This window comes from Klebsiella sp. R390, from assembly GCF_051131745.1.
GTDB lineage: Bacteria > Pseudomonadota > Gammaproteobacteria > Enterobacterales > Enterobacteriaceae > Klebsiella.
Genome location: NZ_CP180445.1, coordinates 5,066,386 through 5,087,286 on the forward strand (window position 1 = coordinate 5,066,386; position 20,901 = coordinate 5,087,286).

Annotated in this window: 16 protein-coding genes; 5 read left to right on the top strand and 11 right to left on the bottom strand. The window is 56.0% G+C overall.

All coding sequences use genetic code 11. The annotated features are described in order from the left end of the window. The first annotated feature begins 176 nt into the window (after positions 1–176). Positions 177–1,217, top strand: a complete 1,041-nt coding sequence (locus ACMYSP_RS23750) for an oxidoreductase (RefSeq protein WP_434584504.1) — start codon at positions 177–179, stop codon at positions 1,215–1,217. Between the two features lie 28 nt (positions 1,218–1,245). Here ACMYSP_RS23750 and add read toward each other — a convergent pair whose 3' ends face one another. From add to yedE, 4 genes are all read right to left on the bottom strand, one after another. After that, positions 1,246–2,247, bottom strand: a complete 1,002-nt coding sequence (add, locus tag ACMYSP_RS23755) for an adenosine deaminase (RefSeq protein WP_434584505.1) — start codon at positions 2,245–2,247, stop codon at positions 1,246–1,248. A gap of 186 nt (positions 2,248–2,433) precedes the next feature. Further along, positions 2,434–3,954, bottom strand: a complete 1,521-nt coding sequence (gene dgcJ / locus ACMYSP_RS23760) for a diguanylate cyclase DgcJ (protein WP_434584506.1) — start codon at positions 3,952–3,954, stop codon at positions 2,434–2,436. Between the two features lie 346 nt (positions 3,955–4,300). Continuing rightward, a complete protein-coding gene (gene yedF, locus ACMYSP_RS23765; protein WP_434584507.1) occupies positions 4,301–4,534 on the bottom strand; it encodes a sulfurtransferase-like selenium metabolism protein YedF in 234 nt (77 codons plus the stop codon). After that, positions 4,531–5,742, bottom strand: a complete 1,212-nt coding sequence (gene yedE / locus ACMYSP_RS23770) for a selenium metabolism membrane protein YedE/FdhT (protein ID WP_434584508.1) — start codon at positions 5,740–5,742, stop codon at positions 4,531–4,533. Before yedE ends, yedF begins: the two co-directional genes overlap by 4 nt. 395 nt (positions 5,743–6,137) lie before the next feature. On the opposite strand from yedE, the gene ACMYSP_RS23775 reads away from it, so the two are divergent. Then, positions 6,138–7,166: a CorA family divalent cation transporter gene (locus tag ACMYSP_RS23775; RefSeq protein ID WP_123754566.1), complete on the top strand. Its 1,029-nt coding sequence runs from the start codon at positions 6,138–6,140 to the stop codon at positions 7,164–7,166. A gap of 52 nt (positions 7,167–7,218) precedes the next feature. On the opposite strand, the gene ACMYSP_RS23780 is transcribed toward ACMYSP_RS23775, so the two are convergent. Further along, a complete protein-coding gene (locus ACMYSP_RS23780) occupies positions 7,219–8,391 on the bottom strand; it encodes a MalY/PatB family protein (RefSeq protein WP_434584509.1) in 1,173 nt (390 codons plus the stop codon). Between the two features lie 49 nt (positions 8,392–8,440). Then, complete coding sequence (malX, locus tag ACMYSP_RS23785; protein ID WP_123754564.1) at positions 8,441–10,033, bottom strand: maltose/glucose-specific PTS transporter subunit IIBC; 1,593 nt, start codon at positions 10,031–10,033, stop codon at positions 8,441–8,443. A gap of 176 nt (positions 10,034–10,209) precedes the next feature. On the opposite strand from malX, the gene ACMYSP_RS23790 reads away from it, so the two are divergent. Then, the gene (locus ACMYSP_RS23790; protein WP_434584510.1) at positions 10,210–11,238 is read left to right on the top strand and encodes a Mal regulon transcriptional regulator MalI; all 1,029 of its coding nucleotides are present in this window, start codon (positions 10,210–10,212) and stop codon (positions 11,236–11,238) included. Positions 11,239–11,267: 29 nt separating this feature from the next. On the opposite strand, the gene ACMYSP_RS23795 is transcribed toward ACMYSP_RS23790, so the two are convergent. After that, positions 11,268–12,818, bottom strand: coding sequence for a YdgA family protein (locus tag ACMYSP_RS23795; protein ID WP_434584511.1), 1,551 nt, complete (start codon positions 12,816–12,818; stop codon positions 11,268–11,270). Positions 12,819–12,916: 98 nt separating this feature from the next. Further along, positions 12,917–14,095, bottom strand: coding sequence for a mannose-6-phosphate isomerase (gene manA / locus ACMYSP_RS23800; protein ID WP_434584512.1), 1,179 nt, complete (start codon positions 14,093–14,095; stop codon positions 12,917–12,919). Between the two features lie 196 nt (positions 14,096–14,291). Here manA and fumA point away from each other — a divergent pair, with 196 nt between their 5' ends. Both fumA and fumC read left to right on the top strand, forming a co-directional pair. Beyond that, entirely contained in the window at positions 14,292–15,938 is a 1,647-nt protein-coding gene (fumA, locus tag ACMYSP_RS23805) for a class I fumarate hydratase FumA (RefSeq protein ID WP_434584513.1), read from the top strand. Between the two features lie 144 nt (positions 15,939–16,082). After that, positions 16,083–17,483 (top strand): class II fumarate hydratase, encoded by a 1,401-nt coding sequence (gene fumC, locus ACMYSP_RS23810; RefSeq protein ID WP_434584514.1) that lies wholly within the window; start codon positions 16,083–16,085, stop codon positions 17,481–17,483. On the opposite strand, the gene tus is transcribed toward fumC, so the two are convergent. The 3 genes from tus to rstA all read right to left on the bottom strand — a co-directional run bounded on the left by tus (position 17,473) and on the right by rstA (position 20,873). Next, complete coding sequence (gene tus, locus ACMYSP_RS23815; RefSeq protein WP_434584516.1) at positions 17,473–18,405, bottom strand: DNA replication terminus site-binding protein; 933 nt, start codon at positions 18,403–18,405, stop codon at positions 17,473–17,475. The genes fumC and tus overlap by 11 nt on opposite strands. Positions 18,406–18,746: 341 nt before the next feature. Beyond that, entirely contained in the window at positions 18,747–20,048 is a 1,302-nt protein-coding gene (gene rstB / locus ACMYSP_RS23820; RefSeq protein WP_434584517.1) for a two-component system sensor histidine kinase RstB, read from the bottom strand. A gap of 108 nt (positions 20,049–20,156) precedes the next feature. Beyond that, a complete protein-coding gene (gene rstA / locus ACMYSP_RS23825; RefSeq protein WP_434584518.1) occupies positions 20,157–20,873 on the bottom strand; it encodes a two-component system response regulator RstA in 717 nt (238 codons plus the stop codon). Positions 20,874–20,901: the final 28 nt, after the last annotated feature.

Genomic DNA, 20,901 nt, shown 5'->3' on the forward strand with positions numbered 1-20,901 from the left:
AGTTAAAGCAGAGCTAAATGTTACTAAACGACGACAGCAACGCAAGAACTACCTGGGGGAATTGTCACGACTGTCGTAAAGATGAACAGCAATAATACATTAGGAAAGCTAATAAATAAAATGCGTCTTATAGTTAACAGGTAAGGCGAAATCTACCGGTGAACGGGGGTGACACGATGAGTGACAATATTCAGGTCGGAATCATAGGGTACGGATATGCCAGTAAAACTTTCCATGCGCCATTGATCAGTGGCACGCCGGGAATGACCCTGGCCGCGGTCTCGAGCAGCGATGCAACTAAAGTGCATGCCGACTGGCCCGCGCTGCGCGTCGTCGCCGATGCCGCCAGCTTACTGAGCGACCCTCATCTTGATCTGATAGTGATCCCGACCCCCAACGATACCCATTTTCCGCTGGCACAGGCCGCGCTGGCCGCGGGTAAGCATGTTATCGTCGATAAACCGTTTACGGTGACACTGTCACAGGCACGTGCATTAGAGGCGATGGCAAAAAGCGACGGCAGACTGCTGTCGGTTTTTCATAACCGCCGCTGGGACAGCGACTTCCTGACGGTGAAGTCGCTGATTAATGAAGGACTGTTGGGCGAGGTGTGCTATTTCGAATCGCATTTTGACCGCTACCGTCCCCAGGTTCGCCAGCGCTGGCGTGAACAGGGCGGCCCCGGCAGCGGGATCTGGTACGATCTTGGGCCGCACCTTCTCGATCAGGTGGTCAATCTGTTTGGTCTGCCGGTCAGTATCCATGTTGATTTGGCACAACTGCGTCCGGGGGGTCAGGCGACCGACTATTTTCATGCGGTACTGGCCTGGCCCCAGCGCCGCGTGGTTTTGCACGGTACGCTGCTGGCGGCGGCAGAAACCGCACGCTATATCGTCCACGGTTCCCGGGCGAGCTATGTGAAATATGGTCTGGATCCGCAGGAAGCGCGGCTGAAAAACGGCGAGCGTCTCCCCCAGGAGGATTGGGGCTACGATATGCGTGATGGCATTCTGACTCGCGCGGAGGGGGAAGAGCGTCATGAAGAGAGCTGGCTGACTTTACCGGGCAACTATCCGGCCTACTATGCGGCGATTCGCGATGCGCTGAACGGCAATGGTGAGAACCCGGTCCCCGCCAGCCAGGCGATTCAGATAATGGAATTAATCGAGCTGGGACTGGAATCAGCCAAACACCGCGCCACATTGTCGCTGGTTTAGCCCGGCAGAACGTCTGCCGGGCTACAGGTTAAGCGACTTTAACGCGTTCAATCAGCGCGATTTTTTCCTGAGGACTCAGAAACGCCTGTTCCAGGCCATTGATCTGCGCCTGGCGAATCTGCTCGCGGCTCAGGCCCGCCGCCGGCGCGGCGACGGTATATTCATGAATAATATCGATGCCCTGTACCGCAGGATCGTCGGTATTGATCGACGCCAGCACGCCGTGCTCGAGGAAGGTTTTCAGCGGATGCTGCGCCAGGGAAGCTACGGTGCTGGTCTGAATGTTGGAGGTCAGGCAGGATTCGATCCCAATGCGTTTCTCCGCGAGATAATCCATCAGCGCCGGATCCTGGACGGCTTTCACGCCGTGACCGATACGTTCTGCACCCAGCTCGCGAATAGCCTGCCAGATGCTCTCGGGACCCGCGGCTTCGCCCGCGTGAACCGTAATGCGCCAGCCGGCATTTCGTGCGAGGGTAAAGTGGTCGGTGAAGCGCTCGCCGGGAAAACCGAGTTCATCACCGGCGAGGTCGAGTGCGGTAATGCCATCGCGATGGGCCAGCAGGGCGTCCAGCTCTTGCTGGCAGGCGGCTTCACCGAAGGTGCGGCTGAGAATACCAATCAGACGGGCATCGACCTTAAAATCGCGGCTGCCTTCACGGACGCCGGCAATGACCGCCTCGACCACACCGTCGACCGGCAGTTGGTGGGTCATCGCCATGTAGCGTGGGGAAAAACGTAATTCAACGTAGTGCAGGCCGTTTCGCGCCGCATCTTCCACGTTTTCATAAGCCACACGACGACAGGCTTCCAGCGACGCGAGGACTTTTACGCCCCAGTCCAGCTTGGCGAGGAAACTTACCAGGTCAGGTTCATTGCTGGTGACCTGGACGTGTGGGATCAGGGTATCAAGCGTGGTTGCCGGAAGCGCGATATTGAACTGGCGGCCAAGATCGAGAATAGTTTGGGCACGGATATTGCCGTCAAGATGGCGATGAATGTCGGTTAATGGCAAAGTTGAATCAATCATGGTCGCACTCATTTTTAGGTAAAGTGCACAGTATTATACAACATCTGTTTAACGAGTTAAAAGTATCAAAAGAATCGGCAGCTACCATTCTTTTGATACTAGCAGCAGGGTGGGAATGAGGATTTGCGGCGATAAAGATATATATCACCATCGTCATGCCAGCCTGCTAATTCTTGTTGGCGAGACTTAACGATACTTGTCTCTTTTTTGTACATACAGCAGTTTGTCAGATTTTTTTATCGCCGATTCCAGTGAGTCGTCGGGCTCCATTTGATGATTACCGTGTGAAAAAGCCACCAGTTTGTCGATATCCGTTTGCTGTAGATGCGCTTTAATTCTGGCGATGATTTCCAGACTCTTGTTGTACGGCGTATCGATAAGAATCAGGATAAACTCATCACCACCGAGGCGGATGCCGTAATCACTTTTCCGAATAGATTGTTCGATGGCCTGGCCTAATAACTGAATGACTTTGTCGCCTACGTCATGCCCGCGAGTGTCGTTGATTTTTTTCAGACCGTCGCTGTCAATGGATACCACGGTCACCGGGATTTTTTTACTGGCAGCTATCTCTAGCTTGCGGTTCAGCGCATCGTTCAGCACTTTTCTGTTGTACAGGCCGGTCAGCGTGTCGGTGACGTTATCTTTGGACAGCATGGCGTGGCGGGTCATTTGTGTTTTGGTATAACGGCACAGCAGCCAGCTACTGAGGATGTACAGGACTGCCAGCCACAGGTTATTGAGGACAAAATAAAGCAGATCCATTTTGATATTTAAAATATAAAATGGAGTCAGCTTCTCTTTATATTTTATAATGTTGAAGGTTTTTATTTTCGAACGATGGAAGTAAATATCATCGCCGGTCGAACGATCGGTGACGTACAGCGATAAGAAACGCCAGAGTACCGGTCGGTCAGCGGTGTGAAATGAGGTGGCAAGATCCTCAATATTAACATCGGTCACAATAACCCCTTTAATCATGCCATTTTGAAACACCGGGGTTAACATGCTGATAATGTTTTTCTTAGTATACCCATCCTTATAGATATGCGATGTGATATTTTCGCCGTGCAGCAAATCATTGAGCGCGCGCGGGTCAATATTAATGGTGTGGGCGCTGCGGGTGATATCAATCAGGTTATCATCGCGAACTAACCAGTTATCAAAGCGATACTGGTTGGCATCAATAATTTTGTTAATGTAAATATAGTTGTTGGCCAGGTCGATATAATATTTGGTGTTATGAAAAACATATCCCCGGTAGTTAGAAAAAGCATATTTTGAGGCCGACTGACTATAGTCGCTCTGGATGATGGGGAGGGCCGATACATCGCGTCCCCAGACATGGCAATCAGGATTGCGGGTTTGTAAGGTGCCGCTTAACCCCTGGAAGGTCTGGCGGGTCAGATTCAGCCCGGAAACCCCGTTCACCGATTCAAGATGCTCGCAAACCGTGCGGGTTTTATCATTTTGCCCGTCGGGCATTAACGGGGCGGCAGAAAAGGCTCTCGAGAGCTGCAGTGCCATATGCTGGTTGACGTATTCGGTATGGGAGAGTGCGGCCTCGCCGTTTTCTGCCACATAGCCCATGTATCTTTCCAGCTCGCGATATTCACGCATCATTAATCCAATGAATATCGTCGTAGTCAGAATGAGGGTGAGAATATTGATATAGCGATAGCGCAGGGAAAGCGTGGTGTGTTCCATATTAGATGACCTCTCCGCCAAAAAGGCTCATCAGGCGCCGGAGCCCAGGTAAGGTGACATTTCCATGCATAACGTCTCCTATGAGCAGGTTAACAATGGCGTGAAAAGTAAACGGCATGGCGGCTTCTGTTCCTCATCCTTAAGGCGCATCGGGCGGTTGTCAATATCGGCTCATGGGTATTACCACTAATGACAATGCCTGAGTGTTTTCTATAAATTGAAATTTTAGGCTTGTAGGGTAGATATTTCCAGTTAATTAAACCAGTATTTTACTTTTTATGCCAAATATCATGATGGCGAGGGCGGGCCGGGTACGGACTGCGTCCGACCCGGCCTGAGTCAGGGCTTATTTCTGGATTAAATAACGGATAGTTGGCCCATCCTGTTGGATATCCAGAACCGTATAGCCGTAGTTTCGAGCATCCTGGGGAATGTTGTTGATCGATTGTGGGCAGTCGCTGACCACTTCCAGGATCTCCCCCTTTTTGAGTGAAGGCATCGCTTCAAGGGTCGCCACGGCCGGATAGGGGCAGGGTTCACCAACCATGTCGAGACGATAATCAGGCACAATATTGTTCATGCGGCATCCTTAGCGTTAACGGCAACCAGCGATTTCTGGCGGAAAAAGTGTTTCTCCCAGGCGATGACCAGCATCAGGGCGATAAACAGCAACAGATAGGTGACCAGCAGGCCACCAAACGGACCAAAGGTGGTCAACAGGTTGACCTTATCCCAGTTTGTCGCCAGCGCGGGTGACAGATCATCCCAAAAGTAGGCCAGAATCGTTGAGCCAATCACGTTACCCAACCCTACCCACCAGTAGTGAACCTGGCCCTCAACGGCGCGATACATCCAGCCGGTTTCGCAACCGCCGGCCAGCACGATGCCAAAGCCAAACAGCAGGCCGCCGATAACTGCATTAGGACCAGCCCACATGATTTTTGGCTCCATGCCCAGCTGGACGTAGCTGAAAATCCCAATCGCACTGGCGGCCATTCCGAAGATAATCGCTTTCGCCATATAGGTGCGCCCGGTGATCCACATATCGCGGAACGCCGAGGTAAAACAGATCTGCGCACGTTCAATCAGCAAACCGAACCCAACGCCAAACAGCATCGCGAGACCCAGTTTTGGCCGGTCGATGGCGGTCAGCAGGCCCCAGGCGATCATCGCGAAGAACACCAGCATCCCGGCACGAAAACGACGGCGCGCCTGGGCCGGTTTTTGCGTTAACGGCGACGCCGCGCTGACTTTTTGCATCCTGACCGGAATGCGAAAAATAGGTAGCAGGGTAAAACGGGCGCCAAACCAGGTACCGATCGCTGTGGCGATGGCAAAAAACCAGGCGTGTAGTGAAAACTGTGGAATCCCAGTAAAAAAGGCCGCGAGGTTACAGCCCATCGCCAGACGTGCGCCAAAACCGGCAATGATCCCGCCGGCCACCGCCTGAAAAATGCGAATGCGGCTGCGAGGCAGGCGCAGTTTGACGTTATTGGCCCACAGTGCAGCGGCAAAACAGCCGCCGAACATGCCGATAATCATCATCCCGTCGATGCGGGTGAGCGGCGTGCCTTCAAGGTGGATCAACTGGTAATAGCCCCACTGTTCGGTATGCACGCCGACAAGTTGCAATAACTGCCCGCCCCAGCGGGTAAATTCACCGGTAACGGCCCAGAATGTGCCGGTAATGCCGAAATAGTAGGTGGAGAGAATACCGGCGGCGATCACCGCGGGAGCCGGCGCCCAGAATTTAATCAGGTAGGCCTGTTTGAATTGTTGCCATGTCATAAAAAATGCCTCTGAACTCAGAAGGTAAATCACCCCGGGCGGGGTTAAAGAAGGGGGATAATACGCCGCTCAGGACGTTAAAACGCTCGACCGGATCAAAGGAGCGGTGTCGGCGACGATACGATGTGGATCTACGAGCCTTCTGCTGCTGATGAGATGTCAGTCAGGTGTCCGTTTTGTGAACAAATCATTACCCTTGCCTGACTCTGAAAAATAGCGAAATATACCCGTCATCCTTCGGGCTGCCTCTTTGTTGGCTGCGCTTAGAAACCCCAGTCACATAGTCAGCTATGCTGCTGGGGATTTTTTCCTTTGCCGCCTCGATGCATCTTGAATGATTTTGTGTACATGCTGTTATTCGCTCTGAAAGTGCCAGATGAAATCCTGAGGGTTATATGAGTCAAGATGTCGCCGGAAAGATGTTAAAACCCGATTTTGATCTGGAAGTCTCCGGACTGGTGCATGGATTTCTGTTTCGTGAAGGCCAGGTTCCACAACAAATCAACTCCCATGAGGTCTGTGCCCGATACCAGCAACTGGACGGCGAAAATGATTTTGTCTGGCTTCACCTGAACCTCAATCACGCCACCGCTGAGAAATGGTTGACCAGCCATTTTCCTGTCGATGACTTTTTCTTCGAAGAGATCCGTGATGGTTCCCATACGACGCGGATTGAGCGTCAGGATGAGATCCTGTTTGCCGTTCTCAACGATGTCATTTTCCACCCCAAAGAGGCGACGGCGGAAACCTCAACCCTGTGGCTTTACTGCAGCCAGACGCTGGTGGTGACGGCCCGCTATAAACCGCTGCGTTTTATTGAATGGATGCTACCGCGCCTGGCGACCTTAAAGGTGAACGCGTCAACCGGGCTGCTGGCGTTTTTGCTGGAAGAGCAGGAAGAGGTGCTGGAGCAGGTGGTCAGGCAGGCCAGCCGCCGCGTCGATGCTATTGAAGAGCGCCTGCTCAGCAACCATGTGCAGCGCAACCGGGCAGACCTCGCGCGTTTGCGGCGTATGCTGCTGCGTTTTCAGCGCCTGCTGGCGCCTGAACCGGCGGCGATGTTCCGTCTGCTGAACCGCCCGCCGGCGTGGATCGATCGCGCCGTGGTGCAGGAGTTCCGCCAGTTCACCGAGGAGTTTACCGTGGTGCTGAATGATCTCTCCGGGCTGACCGAGCGGATTAGCCTGTTGCAGGAAGAGATCAGCGCCCGACAGATGGAGCAAAGCAACCGCACGCTGTATACCCTGACGGTGATCACCGTGCTGGCGTTACCCATTAATATCGTGGCCGGATTTTTTGGCATGAACGTCGGCGGAATACCGCTTTCGAGCAACCATCATGGCTTTATTCTGCTGGTGGTGATTGTCGGCGTGTTTACCCTTGGGGCCGGGTATCTGGCCTTCCGGCGGCGGGATGATTTGTAGGGGACGGTAGGGGAAACCGATGTCGCGCAGCCGAAACTGCGCGACAGGGTGACTACGATAACGCGCGCAGGGCGGCAATCAGCCCGTTAACGCCTTTCTCTAGCTTTTCGCGAGGACAACCGGCGTTGAGGCGAAGGAACCCGACCCCCTCTTCGCCATAGGTATAGCCCGGCATAATGGCCACCTTTTGTTCCTCGATCAGCACGTTCTGCAGGGCACGGTCATCGATAGCCAGCGGGCGCAGATCGATCCACGCGAGGTAGGTCGCCTGCGGTGGCTGCCAGTTTAGCTGCGGGAACGCCTGATTGAGCTCCCGGGCGATGTAGCGCATGTTGTCCTGCAAATAGGCCCGCAGCGCATCCAGCCACGGTGCCCCTTCCCGGTAGGCGGCAACATGGGCAACCAATGCCGGCACCGACGGCGAGGATAACCCGTCGCGACTCTTCAGGGCGGTGAGATACTGCTCGCGGGCGCCGGCGTCATCGATCAGGCCGTAAGCGCCGGTAAAGGCAGGAATATTGAAGCTTTTGGAACCTGAGGTGAACAGCGCCCAGGGGCTACGCGCCACGTCGCACCACGGCGTATGCCGGTTTTCACCCCAGACCATATCCATGTGAATCTCATCGCTGATTACCTTCACACCATGCTTTTCACACAGCTGCGACATCGTTTCAAGCTCTTCACGCTGCCAGACTTTACCGGTGGGGTTATGCGGACTGCACAACAGCAGTACGGTGTTGCGCGGTTGCGCCAGCGTCTGCTCGAGCAGGGCCATATCGCACTGCCACTGGTTATCCTTTAACGTCAGCGGGACCGGCGCAACCTGACGCTGATTGCCCTCAATGGTTTTATAGAAGGCATCATAGGCGGGCGTGTGCACCACCACGCCGTCGCCAGGGCTGGACCACTGGCGGATCATCTCTGCCACCATATAGATAACCGACGGGCCATAGACGATGGTGTCGCTGTCTACCGGGGTGTGAAAACGGCTGGCGTACCAGTGGGTCACCGCGCCGAGAAACTCATCGTTTTTCCAGCGGCTATAGCCGAAGACGCCGTGGGCAAGGCGTTTACTGACGGCGTCAAGAATGCAGGGGGCAGTGGCGAAATCCATATCGGAGATCGTAAAGGGCAGCAGGTCGGCTGCGCCGAAGCGGTCGGCAACGTAATCCCATTGCGTACACCAGGTACCGTGGCGGTCGACAGGCGTGGCAAAATCAAACATCTGAACTTCCTTAATCAACGCCCCCTCCAGACTCAGAGGGGGCTGGCATTTATGCCTGGACGGTATTCATCAGTACGGCCATTTCATCTTTCACCGACTGAACCTGCGGGCCAATGACGACCTGCAAATTATGCTGGTTGAGCTGCACAACGCCGATGGCGCGGTTGGCTTTCAGTGCAGCACTGTCCACTTTACTCATGTCATGCACCGACAGGCGCAGACGGGTAATGCAGTTATCGAGAGAGACGATGTTATCTGCGCCGCCGAGGGCGGCCAGAATCGCCGGGACGTTGTAACCTGACTTGCCGGTTACGCCGGAGACGGCTTTCTCAAAGGCGGCATTGGTTTCGATATCGCGACCCGGCGTTTTGAGGTTAAAGCGGGTGATGGCGAAACGGAAGATGCCGTAATAGACCGCGAACCAGATGGCCGCCACTACCGGCACCAGATACCACTTGGTCGACAGGCCGTGCAGAATACCGAAGACCACGAAGTCGATCACGTTACCGTCGGTATTGCCGATGGTGACGCCGAGCACCGCCATGATGGTGAAGCCCAGGCCGGTCAGCAGCGCGTGAATCACGTACAGTACCGGGGCCACGAACAGGAACAGGAACTCCAGCGGCTCGGTGGTGCCGCCGACCACGCAGGCAATCACCCCGGAAATCAGCAGCCCTTTGATCTTATGACGGTTCTCCGGGCGGGCGCAGTGGTACATCGCCAGTGCCGCACCCGGCAGGCCGCCGAGGAAGGCCGGCATTTTACCTTGCGACAGGAAACGGGTCGCACTTTCAGAGAAGCCGTGGGTTTCCGGGCAGCTCAGCTGTGCCTGGAAGATAGTCAATGCGCCGCTGACGCTATGACCGCAGACGTCCATGGTGCCGCCCGCCTCGGTAAAGCGGATCAGCGCAACCAGGATGTGGTGCAGGCCGAACGGCAGCAGTAAGCGTTCGCCGGTACCGAAGATCATTGGGCCGAAATCACCGGCGCTGTTAATCATATGGCCAAGGGCATTGATACCCATGGCAAACACCGGCCACACCAGCGGGATCGCCAGGCCGACCAGCCCCAGTACCACGGTGGTGATAATCGGCACAAAACGGGTGCCGCCAAAGAAGGCCAGCGCATCCGGCAGGCGGATATTATGAAAACGCTCGTGCAGCATCCAGACGACGATCCCGGCGATCACGGCGCCGAGGATCCCGGTGTCGATGGACTGAATACCGATAATATTCTGGATATTGTTGGCTTTCAGCACGGCGGCATCGGTGGTCGGCAGAATGCCTTTGGCGGTGAGCCAGAAGTTAACCGCCAGATTCATCACCGCGTAGCCGACAAAGCCGGCGAAGGCGGCGACGCCTTTATTTTCGCGCGCCAGGCCCAGCGGGATGGCGATACAGAACATCACCGGCAGGAAGCTAAAGGCGAAAGAGCCGACTTTGCTCATCCAGATAAACACCGCCTGCAGCAGCGGAATATCGAGCCATGGCAGCAGGGTGAGCACATCATGGCTGCTTAAGGAGCTGCCGATCCCCAGCATGATCCCGCAGAATGAAAGCAAGGCCACGGGCAACATAAACGTTTTTCCCAGCTGCTGGAAAAACTCCCACAAAGTAATTTTTGGTGTCGTTTTTGCCGTCATTAACACGAATCCTGTTTATTTTAAGTTATGGGTAAGGTGTAACGTGACGGAAAGATAAAACGTTTTATCATTTTTTAGTGCGATAAAAATCACATAATCAAGCGATGATAACGTTTATAAAGATAACCCATTGATAAAACGTTTTATCGACCGCCGAAGGGAGACGGTTGCAGAATATGGCTATCGCAAAAAAGATCACCATTAATGACGTTGCACAAGCGGCCGGGGTGTCGGTCAGCACGGTGTCGCTGGTTTTGACCGGCAAAGGTCGTATCTCATCGGCCACCGGCGAGCGCGTCAATCAGGCGATTGAGCAACTCGGCTTCGTGCGTAATCGTCAGGCGTCCTCGCTACGGGGCGGCCAGAGCGGGGTGATTGGCCTGATCGTCAGCGACCTGTCAAAGCCCTTTTACGCCGAGCTGACCGCCGGCCTGACGGACGCTCTCGAGTCCGACGGGAAAATGGTGTTTCTGACCCAGGGCGGTCACCGTGGCGAGAAAATGCTGCAGCGCTTTGAAACCCTGATTTCGCAGGGGGTTGATGGGGTCATTATTGCCGGCGCCATTGATAAAGGGGGCGAACTGCGCGATCGCGCGGCGCAGGTCGGGATGCCGCTGGTGTTCGCCTCCCGCGCCAGCTATCTCGATGATATCGACCTTATCCGCCCGGATAATATGCAGGCGGCGCAGCTGGTCACCGAGCATCTGATTCGTCGCGGCCATCAGCGTATCGCCTGGTTGGGGGGGCAAAGCGCCTCGCTAACCAGAGCGGAACGGGTGGGGGGCTACTGCGCGACCTTGCTGAAGTACGGCCTGCCGTTTCACAGTGAGTGGGTAGTGGAGTGCGACTCCAGCCAGAAACTGGCGGCGGAAGCCATGATCACGTTACTCCGGCAGAATCCAACCCTGACCGCAGTCCTGTGCTACAACAGCGTGATTGCTACCGGAGCATGGTTTGGGCTGATGCGTGCCGGGCGGCAGAGCGGTGAGGACAGCGTCGAAAGCTATTTTGAACAGCGGGTGGCGCTAGCGGCGTTTGCTGAGGTGCCCGAAAACGCGCTGGATGATGTGCCGTTAACCTGGGTGACGACACCGGCAAGAGAGATGGGACAAAGCCTGGCGGAGAGCATTCTGCGTCGGATTGACAACGGGCAACTGAGCACGAGAAATCAGATTATGCCTCCGCGGCTGGTCACCCGAAAATAGCCCCTGAGAAGGGGCTATCCGGAGGATGACTACTGCGGTACTGCTGGCGTCACCGGCGGCACAAGCTCTTGTGGCTGAGCGTCCTGCGGCGCGCCACCTGGCGCTGTCGGCAGCGCATAGCCAAACATGCCGGCAAACTCATCCAGCGGCATTTTTTGCCCGTTCAGGGTAACCTGACCGTCAGCGTATTGCAGGCTGGAGGTAATCGCGTTGTCTTCCATGGTGGTGATGCGGAACATCTGGCCCATGGCCGCCATCCCTTTCACCTGCTGGTCAGCCAGCTTCGCGGCGTCTGCCGGCTGATAGCCTTCCAGGCCGGCGATCTGGGTCATAAAAGCGGTGGCCATATCAACCGGGATCACCAGTTTGCTATCGAGTGATTTCACGCTGCGGTCCACTTCATCCGCCAGGGTTTGCGGCTCGGTGGTGGTTTGCGCAGGGTCTTTCAGCAGGATTGACATATTAAAGGTGCTTTCGCCCTTGGCATTGCGCCAGCTCAGCGGCGCTACCGTCAGGGAAGGGTTACCTTTCAGCAGAATCGGCAGCGCCTTAAAGAAGGTTTCGGTCAGCGCCTGCTGGTACAGCTCCGGGTTCTGCGTCAGCTCAGGATTCGCCATCAGCGCCTGGGCTTCAGTGTTGTACTGCTGGCTGAACTGATGCCAGGCCTGGCCGTCAAGGTTTGCCAGCTTCACCGTCAGCTTACCGCTGCCGATATCCTGGTTTTGCAGTTTCAGGCTGTTGATGGTGTAGTCCAGCTGGCTGTTGATCCCTTTGCCATCGTCGGTCAGTGAAGACTGGCCATCAATGTTCATGCCTTCCAGCAGGGCCAGCTCTTTCCCTTCCACGCCGATCGACAGTTTTTCCAGCGCGATTTTTTGTTTACCGATGCGCTCGTTGAAGCTGGTCATTTCGGTTGCGCCATCGGTCTTCAGGTTGCTGAAGCTCAGCTGCACCTTCTGATTGTACTCATTCAGCGCGTTGATCTGACCGCCGCTCGCGTCGCCGGTGAGGCTAACGGATTTGCCTTCGGCATCGGCATTCAGCTGGAACTGCCCGCCGCTGAAGGTGACTTTTTCATCCCCTTTGGCATAGTCCAGCGGTTTTAGCGTGATAGCCGAGCGGCTGTCACCGCTGTAGGCGATACGGGTGTCAATGATGAACGGGGTTTCACCTTTAGCAATCTCAAACAGCGCTTTGCTGGTGTCGTTATTCACCAGGGTTGTGTTGACGGAGGCCATTGCCGGCGCCAGCTGACCGGATTTCAGCGCGGCCAGCGGGAAGGGACCGTGATCGACCACTTCATCAAAGACCAGGCTCTGCCCGGCGGCGAGCCAGCTATGTTCTTTACCGGCAATCGGTTTAACTACCAGCTGCAGGCGGCTGCTGAACAGGCCGCGCTGGTAGTTCTGCGAGGCGAGTTCAACACCGGCTTCCGGCGCGCTGTTCTGAAGCTGTGCATTCGCCTGTTTCACCACCTCGTCGAGATGATTTTCCAGCTGTTTCCCTGTATACCAGGCGCCACCTGTCCAGATAACACCCAGAGCCACGATAATTCCTGCTGCGACCAGCGTTTTCTTCATAGCATTTGTCCATAAATAAAACCAGGCGGATTAGGCCGCCTGGTCATGTTGTCATGATGTGGGAAAGTCTAGCAAGCGCAGCTAAAAAGTTCAGTAACTTACTTGAGCTTATTGAACACGCGCGCCACACGACCGCTGCCGCTGACCTCTACCGGCGATTCGTTGCAGGCAATAAATGCCGACTCGCCCGGTTTCAGGCTCAGGCGCTGGTCGCCTTTGCACAATACCGCTTCACCTTCCACACAGAAGACGATCGCGGCGCTTTCTTGCGCAAGAGGAGCCGCCTGTGCTGACAGGTCGTGCAGGGAGAAGGCGAAATCATCAACCGGAATCGGGAAGTCCAGTTCTGTCGCCTGCTGAACCGGCTGAGTCAGCAGCTCGTCTGCCGGTTTAGCCACGAATTTCACGTTGGCCACCAGTTCCGGAATATCGATATATTTCGGCGTCAGGCCCGCGCGCAGGACGTTATCGGAGTTAGCCATGACCTCCAGCGCTACCCCTTGCAGATACGCATGTGGGGTTTCGGCGAACAGGAACATGGCCTCGCCAGGGTTCAGCTTGACGACATTGAGCAATAAAGGCGAGAACAGACCGCTGTCGTCCGGATAGAACCCGGCGATAAGCTTAATGGTCTGCCACGGCTCACCCTGCTGGCTGTCCAGTGCCGTCTGCAGAACACGCAGGGCCTGCGCTTTTTCTTCGCCCTGCATGTTCAGCAGGCCGGCGAACAGCTGGCTTAAGTGTTGCGCATCCGGATGGCTCAGGAACTCGCCAATGGCCGGGTGGGCGCTGGCGACCGGCTGCAGCAGGGCGGCAATCTCGGCAAACTCACGGAAGGCATTCATCGCCAGGAACGGCGTCAGCGCAAAGACCAGCTCCGGCTTATGGTTCGGATCTTTATAGTTGCGTTCAGCGGCATCAAGTGGAATACCGGCAGCGTTCTCTTTGGCAAAGCCAATCTCAGAGGCCTGTTTGTTCGGGTGGACCTGAATAGACAGCGGCTGGGCGGCGCAGAGCACCTTAAACAGGAACGGCAATTCGCCGAAACGCTGGGCGACCTTGTCACCGAGCAGCGCCGACTTGTCGCCGTCAATGACGTCGCGCAGCGATCGTGTATTGCCGTTAGCATCGACAATCTTTGAGCTGCTCTTCGGGTGCGCGCCCATCCACAGCTCCGCCATCGGCAGGTTGTCCGGGTTCGCGATGCTGTACAGTTCTGTTAAGGCGGTATGACTTCCCCAGGCATAGTTCTGCACTGAGTTAATGAGTTTTTGCATTCTCAATCCCTGTTTCCACTTGATGATAATCGTTCTATTAAACCAGCAAACCGCTGATAAGCAACTGCTGAAAGAAAAAGTCGTCCTTGTCTCAGTTTTTGTTAAAAATTTGTGTAAAATTGATCGACTCGCTTTTCTACAGGCAAATGGAGTGTCTGCCTGAAATATAATCAGCCAAGCAGTAAGTGAGAGCACAATGTCGAATAAACCGTTTGTTTATCAGGATCCTTTTCCCCTCAAAAAGGATGACACCGAGTATTATCTCCTCAGTCGTGATTACGTCTCTGTCGCCGAGTTCGCCGGCCAGGAAATCCTCAAGGTAGAACCCCAGGCACTGACCCTTCTGGCACAACACGCCTTCCACGACGCCTCCTTTATGTTACGCCCGGCCCATCAGCAGCAGGTTGCCGATATCCTTAGCGACCCGGAAGCCAGCGAAAACGACAAATACGTCGCCCTGCAGTTCCTGCGCAACTCCGATATCGCGGCTAAAGGCATTTTACCGACCTGCCAGGATACCGGGACGGCGATCATCACCGGTAAAAAAGGTCAGCGCGTGTGGACCGGCGGCGGTGACGAAGCGGCGCTGGCGCAAGGGGTCTATAACACCTATATCCAGGACAACCTGCGCTATTCGCAGAATGCCCCGCTGGATATGTATAACGAGGTCAATACCGGCACCAACCTGCCGGCGCAGATCGACCTCTACGCCACCGATGGCGACGAGTACAAATTCCTGTGCATCGCCAAGGGCGGCGGCTCTGCCAACAAGACCTATCTCTACCAGGAAACCAAAGCGCTGATCACCCCGGCGAAGCTGAAAAACTACCTGGTTGAGAAGATGCGTACCCTGGGCACCGCCGCCTGCCCGCCGTACCATATCGCCTTCGTGATTGGTGGGACCTCGGCGGAATCGACCCTGAAAACCGTCAAGCTGGCCTCAACCCACTACTACGACGGCCTGCCGACCGAAGGGAACGAGCACGGTCAGGCGTTCCGCGACGTGCAGCTGGAGCAAGAGCTGCTGCTGGAAGCCCAGAACCTCGGCCTTGGCGCGCAGTTTGGCGGTAAATACTTTGCCCACGATATCCGCGTTGTGCGCCTGCCGCGCCACGGCGCCTCCTGTCCGGTCGGGATGGGAGTATCGTGCTCTGCGGACCGCAATATCAAAGGCAAGATCAACCGCGACGGTATCTGGCTGGAAAAACTGGAAAGCAACCCTGGGAAGTATATCCCGGAAGCGCTGCGCCAGGCCGGTGAAGGCGAGGCGGTCAAGGTCAACCTCAATCAGCCGATGAGCGAGATCCTGGCCCTGTTGTCGCAGTATCCGGTATCGACGCGACTGTCGCTAAGCGGCACCATCATCGTGGCGCGCGATATTGCGCACGCCAAGTTGAAAGAGCTGCTGGATAACGGCGAAACGCTGCCGCAGTACGTCAAAGACCACCCGATCTACTACGCCGGTCCGGCGAAAACGCCGGACGGGTATGCTTCCGGATCGCTCGGTCCGACAACGGCAGGGCGGATGGACTCCTACGTCGATCTGCTGCAGTCCCACGGCGCCAGTAAGATCATGCTGGCGAAAGGCAACCGCAGCCAGCAGGTGACTGATGCTTGTCATAAGCATGGTGGTTTCTACCTCGGGAGTATCGGTGGCCCGGCGGCGGTGCTGGCGCAGCAAAGTATTCGCAGCCTGGAGTGCGTGGCGTATCCGGAGTTGGGAATGGAAGCTATCTGGAAAATTGAAGTGGAAGACTTCCCGGCGTTTATTCTGGTGGATGACAAAGGTAACGACTTCTTCCAGCAGATTCAGACCTCGCAGTGTACACGCTGTGTGAAATAATCCTCGCCGCCCTTCGGGGCGGTTTTTTTATGTCGCTTAGCGGCACGAACCACCAATCCATAATTAAAAATCTGACCAATACTGTAGGTTTTAAAGCAGGTGAGCCTTGTCACAACGACTGACTTTGTATTCAAGGAGAAAGTAATGACAACGCATCGCAGTGAAAAAGACTCTATGGGCGCGATTGAGGTGCCTGACGACAAACTCTGGGGCGCGCAGACCCAACGTTCGCTGGAACATTTCCGCATCTCGACGGAAAAAATGCCGGGCGAGCTGATCTATGCGCTGGCGCTGACCAAACGGGCGGCGGCGCGGGTTAACCAGGACCTGGGCCTGCTGGGGGCGGAAAAGGCGGAAGCTATCATGAACGCCGCGGATGAAGTGCTGGCGGGGCGCCATCCGGATGAGTTTCCGCTGGCTATCTGGCAGACCGGTTCCGGTACCCAGAGCAACATGAACATGAATGAGGTGCTGGCAAACCGAGCCAGCGAACTGCTGGGCGGCGTGCGGGGGATGGAACGTAAAGTGCATCCGAACGATGACGTGAATAAGAGCCAGAGCTCCAACGACGTTTTCCCGACTGCGATGCACGTGGCGGCAATTATCGCCCTGCGTGAACAGCTTATCCCTCAACTGCGGACGCTGACCCAGACCCTCAGCGATAAATCCACCGCGTTCAATGACATCGTCAAAATCGGTCGCACCCATCTACAGGACGCCACGCCGCTGACTCTCGGTCAGGAGTTCTCCGGCTGGGTGGCGATGCTGGAACATAATCTTCGTCATCTGGAGCTGTGCCTGCCACACCTGAGCGAGCTGGCATTGGGAGGGACGGCGGTGGGGACGGGGCTGAATACCCATCCGGAATATGCCGTTCGCGTTGCGGCGGAACTGGCGGCCCTCAGCGGTCAGCCGTTTGTGACCGCGCCGAACAAGTTTGAAGCCCTCGCTACCTGCGATGCGCTGGTGCATGCCCACGGCGCGTTGAAAGGGCTGGCGGCCTCGTTGATGAAAATTGCCAACGATGTGCGCTGGCTGGCCTCGGGCCCGCGTTGCGGCATTGGTGAGATTGCGATTCCGGAAAATGAGCCAGGCTCGTCTATTATGCCCGGCAAGGTCAACCCGACGCAGTGTGAAGCGCTGACGATGCTCTGTTGCCAGGTGCTGGGGAATGATGTGGCGGTCAATATCGGTGGGGCTTCCGGTAACTTTGAGCTCAACGTCTACCGCCCGATGGTTATCCATAATTTCCTGCAGTCGGTCAGGCTGCTGGCTGACGGCATGGAGAGCTTCAATGAGCACTGTGCCGTCGGGATTGAACCCAACCGGGAGCGCATCAACCAGCTGCTCAACGAGTCCCTGATGCTGGTGACCGCGCTGAATACCCATATCGGCTACGACAAAGCGGCTGAAATCGCGAAAAAGGCCCATAAAGAGGGGCTCACGCTGAAAGCCGCCGCGCTGGCGCTGGGCTACCTGACGGAAGCTGAATTCGACAGCTGGGTGCGCCCGCAAGAGATGGTCGGCAGCATGGCTACTCGTTAGCCAACCACAGGTGCAGTCGCGGGATCAGCAATCTCAGCGACTGCGCCTGGGGCTTATAACGGTATTGCACATTGTCACTGTCATAATTCAGCAGTTCTCCGAGATCCGGTACGCTCACCCCGCGCGTGCCGGATATCAGCGCAATCAGCGGGCCAGGGCAGGCGTGCTGCACCTGTTTTTGCGCATCCGCGTACCACACCCGAGCAATGGGCTGCACTTTCACCGGCCGTTTAATCTTGAGTTTTGCCCGCTGCGGCAGGGCGGCGATATCCTGATACTCTCGCTCCAGCTTGCTTTGCCACTGCTCGCGCGTCCATGGCGGAACCGCGCGCGGCGATTGCAGGCTTTTTTCCAGCTGAACCAGTACCTCGTCGCGGGTGAGATTTTTAATGACGTGTTTATTGGCCCAACCAAAGCGAATGGTGCTGGGATCGCTTAAGACCGTCAGGGTGCGGTAGGCGCTGAGGGTGATAAGCCCCGGTAGATGGCGGTGGACCCACTCAAAACGGGCGGCGGCAGGCAGGCCAGATTCAACGGTGACGATCTTCTCGAACGCCGCTTTCAGGGCGTTGATACGGGCAATCTGCTGATGCAGCGCCACCTGTTGCTCACCGTCAGCCTGCAGGCAGATAGCGCCGGGCAGGCGCACTGCGGCCTTGCTGCTCCGGCGTTCCGATTGCTGCTGAATAAACAGATGGCTGTAATGGCGCAGGCTCATCTCGAGCGCGGTTTGACCGAGGTGCTGGACTACCTGGATCGTCTCCAGCGGCAGGTGTTCCGTCTCCTTGCTAACGGCAGGCAGCTCAAAGACCCGGGCGGCCAGCAGGCGGCAGTCACGCAGGCGCTGCTGGAGCTGCTGTAGTTCGCGCTCCAACTGGCGGAAGGTATCACTCAGACGTTCAACGAGGTCATAGTCAGCCATTACATTTACCTTAGTTACAACATACTGTTTGATTAATGACTATACGCAGGCCGCGGCTTCGGTGCAAGAATCGTCAAACAGTACTTAAACCCGTCATACTTCAAGTTGCATGAGCGTTGGCTGTCCTCGTTATTCGGCTCATCCATGAGCCTCACCCTTATCAGGGCCGCTGCTGGCAGCGTTCAAATCTGTTCCAGACAGATTTGTCACCCCAGTCACTTACTTCAGTAAGCTCCTGGGGATTCCCTGCGTTGCCGCGTGATTCGGCCTCCGGCCTCACCCCTTCGGGGCCAGCGCAAGCGCTGTTCAATTCGGCTTCGCCTCTTGTCCTGCAACTCGAATTATTTAGGGTATAGATCGGGCAACTGGTGGTAGATGGGCCAGCTAAAACTAAAGCGGGCGCCGCCGAGCGAACTGGCGTCGCAGCTGACGTCTCCGGACATGGCCTGGGCGATACTATGCACGATCGCCAGTCCCAGCCCACAGCCGCCGGTGGCGCGGTCGCGGCTTGGGTCGAGTCGTACAAACGGCTCGAACACCCGCTCACGCTCATCTGGCGCGATCCCCGGCCCGTCATCCTCAACCTGTAGCGTCGCCCGGGAACCCTGCAGCGTCAGGCTCACCTGGATACGTTGACTGCTGTAGCGCAGGGCATTGTTTACCAGGTTATCCAGTACGCGCGCCATCAGGCGCATATCCAGCGCGCCGTAATTACCGGCGACGATATTATGCAGCGTCACATCGCGCTGCGGGTTGACCAGCTGGATCTCATCGATGTGGGTCTCTATCCACGCGGGGAAATCGGGGGTGGTCAGGTTCAGCTCATTCTGCGGCCGGTCCAGCCGGGCGTAGGTCAGCAGTTCTTCAATTAGCGCTTCCAACTGACCGATATCGCGGTTCAGCGCCTGCGACTCCGCCTCGGTCAGGTTTTCACTCATCTCCAGGCGATAGCGCAGGCGTACCAGCGGGGTGCGTAACTCGTGCGCGATCCCGTCAATCAGCTGTTTCTTACTGGCGATCAGCGCATTGATATTGTCAGCCATCTGATTAAAGGCCACCCCCAGACGCTCGAAGCTGGACATGCTGTCAAAATGGATACGTTCGGTAAAATGCCCTTCACCGAAGCGCTGGGCGGCGGTCTCGAGGCGCAACATATCCTGCCAGTGGGGACGCATCCAGATAAATACCGGAAAGGCCAGGGAGATAGCGATGAAAGCCATCAACGCCACATCCAGCAGGCGCATTTCATGCAAAAAGTAGAGATAAGGCACCGGGCCCACTGATAAAACATAGTGGCTGCGCGGGATCCGCTGGATAAAGGTGTATTCGTCATCAAGGGCGACAATATCGCCGGCGCGCAGGTGCTGCATCGAGTTTTCTGAGAGCTTAAATTTGCTCAGCGGCTCGATGTGCAGATCAAATGACAGATTAAGATCCAGCTCTTTCAGCGTTTTGCTCCAGTCCCGCGGCGGGATCTCCCGCAGTTCACTGCGCATTAAATACAGCGAGCTTTTCATCAGGTCGTCCAGCGACTGCCGGCCAGCGCGTTCGGCGGTGAATTTATACACCAGCCCCACAAGCATCGTCATCACCAGGAAGCAGACGAACAGCAGAAGGTAGAACTGCACAAACAGCTTTTTCATAAAATCTCACCGCAATAGACACGCTGAACGATACTGTGTTGATGTAGACCCGCACGAGCAGCGCCGCTGGCCAGGAAGGTCTGTTATCTCTTGCCAGCGGCTGAGCCGTCAGTTATCCCAGGCGTGCGGGGCGAACAGATAGCCTTTATTGCGCACCGTTTTGATGCGATAGGGTTCCGTTGCGCTATCGAGCAGTTTTTTACGCAGGCGAGAAATCGCCACATCGACGCTGCGATCCATCCCATCGTAGCTCACGCCGCGCAGGTTTTTCAGCAGAGCATCGCGATCCATAATCTGCCCGGCATGGGTGGCCAGCTCCCACAGCAGTTCAAAATCGGCGGTGGACAGGGCGACGCTCTCGCCGCCGAGGAGCACCTGGCGATTGACCGGGTCGATCAGCAGCGAGCCGAAAGTGATGGTTTTATGCTGGGTGAGCGCCGTCGGGGCGGCATTCACCGCCACGCTGACGTGCTGGCGTAGATGCAGGCGCAAACGGGCCAGCAGCACGGCAGGCGGCGTGGTTTTCAGGATGTAATCACTGGCGCCCATTTCCAAAGACAATATATGGTTCATATCGCTATCGAGCGAGGTGAGCAGCACAATCGGGCCCTGCCACTGACCGCGAAGATCGCGGCACAGCGTCATGCCGTCTTTGCCGGGCAGCATGATGTCCAGCAACACCAGGTCGGGTTTTTCCACGGCGATGACCGCTTCCGCCCGGTCACCGCGTGGTTCCACTACCACATCCATATCGTGCTTTCCGAGATAGGCTGCAATCAGCGCACCCACTTCCGGATCATCCTCAACAAAAACGATCTTATTCATATAATAGGTATTCAAGAAAAAGAATTAA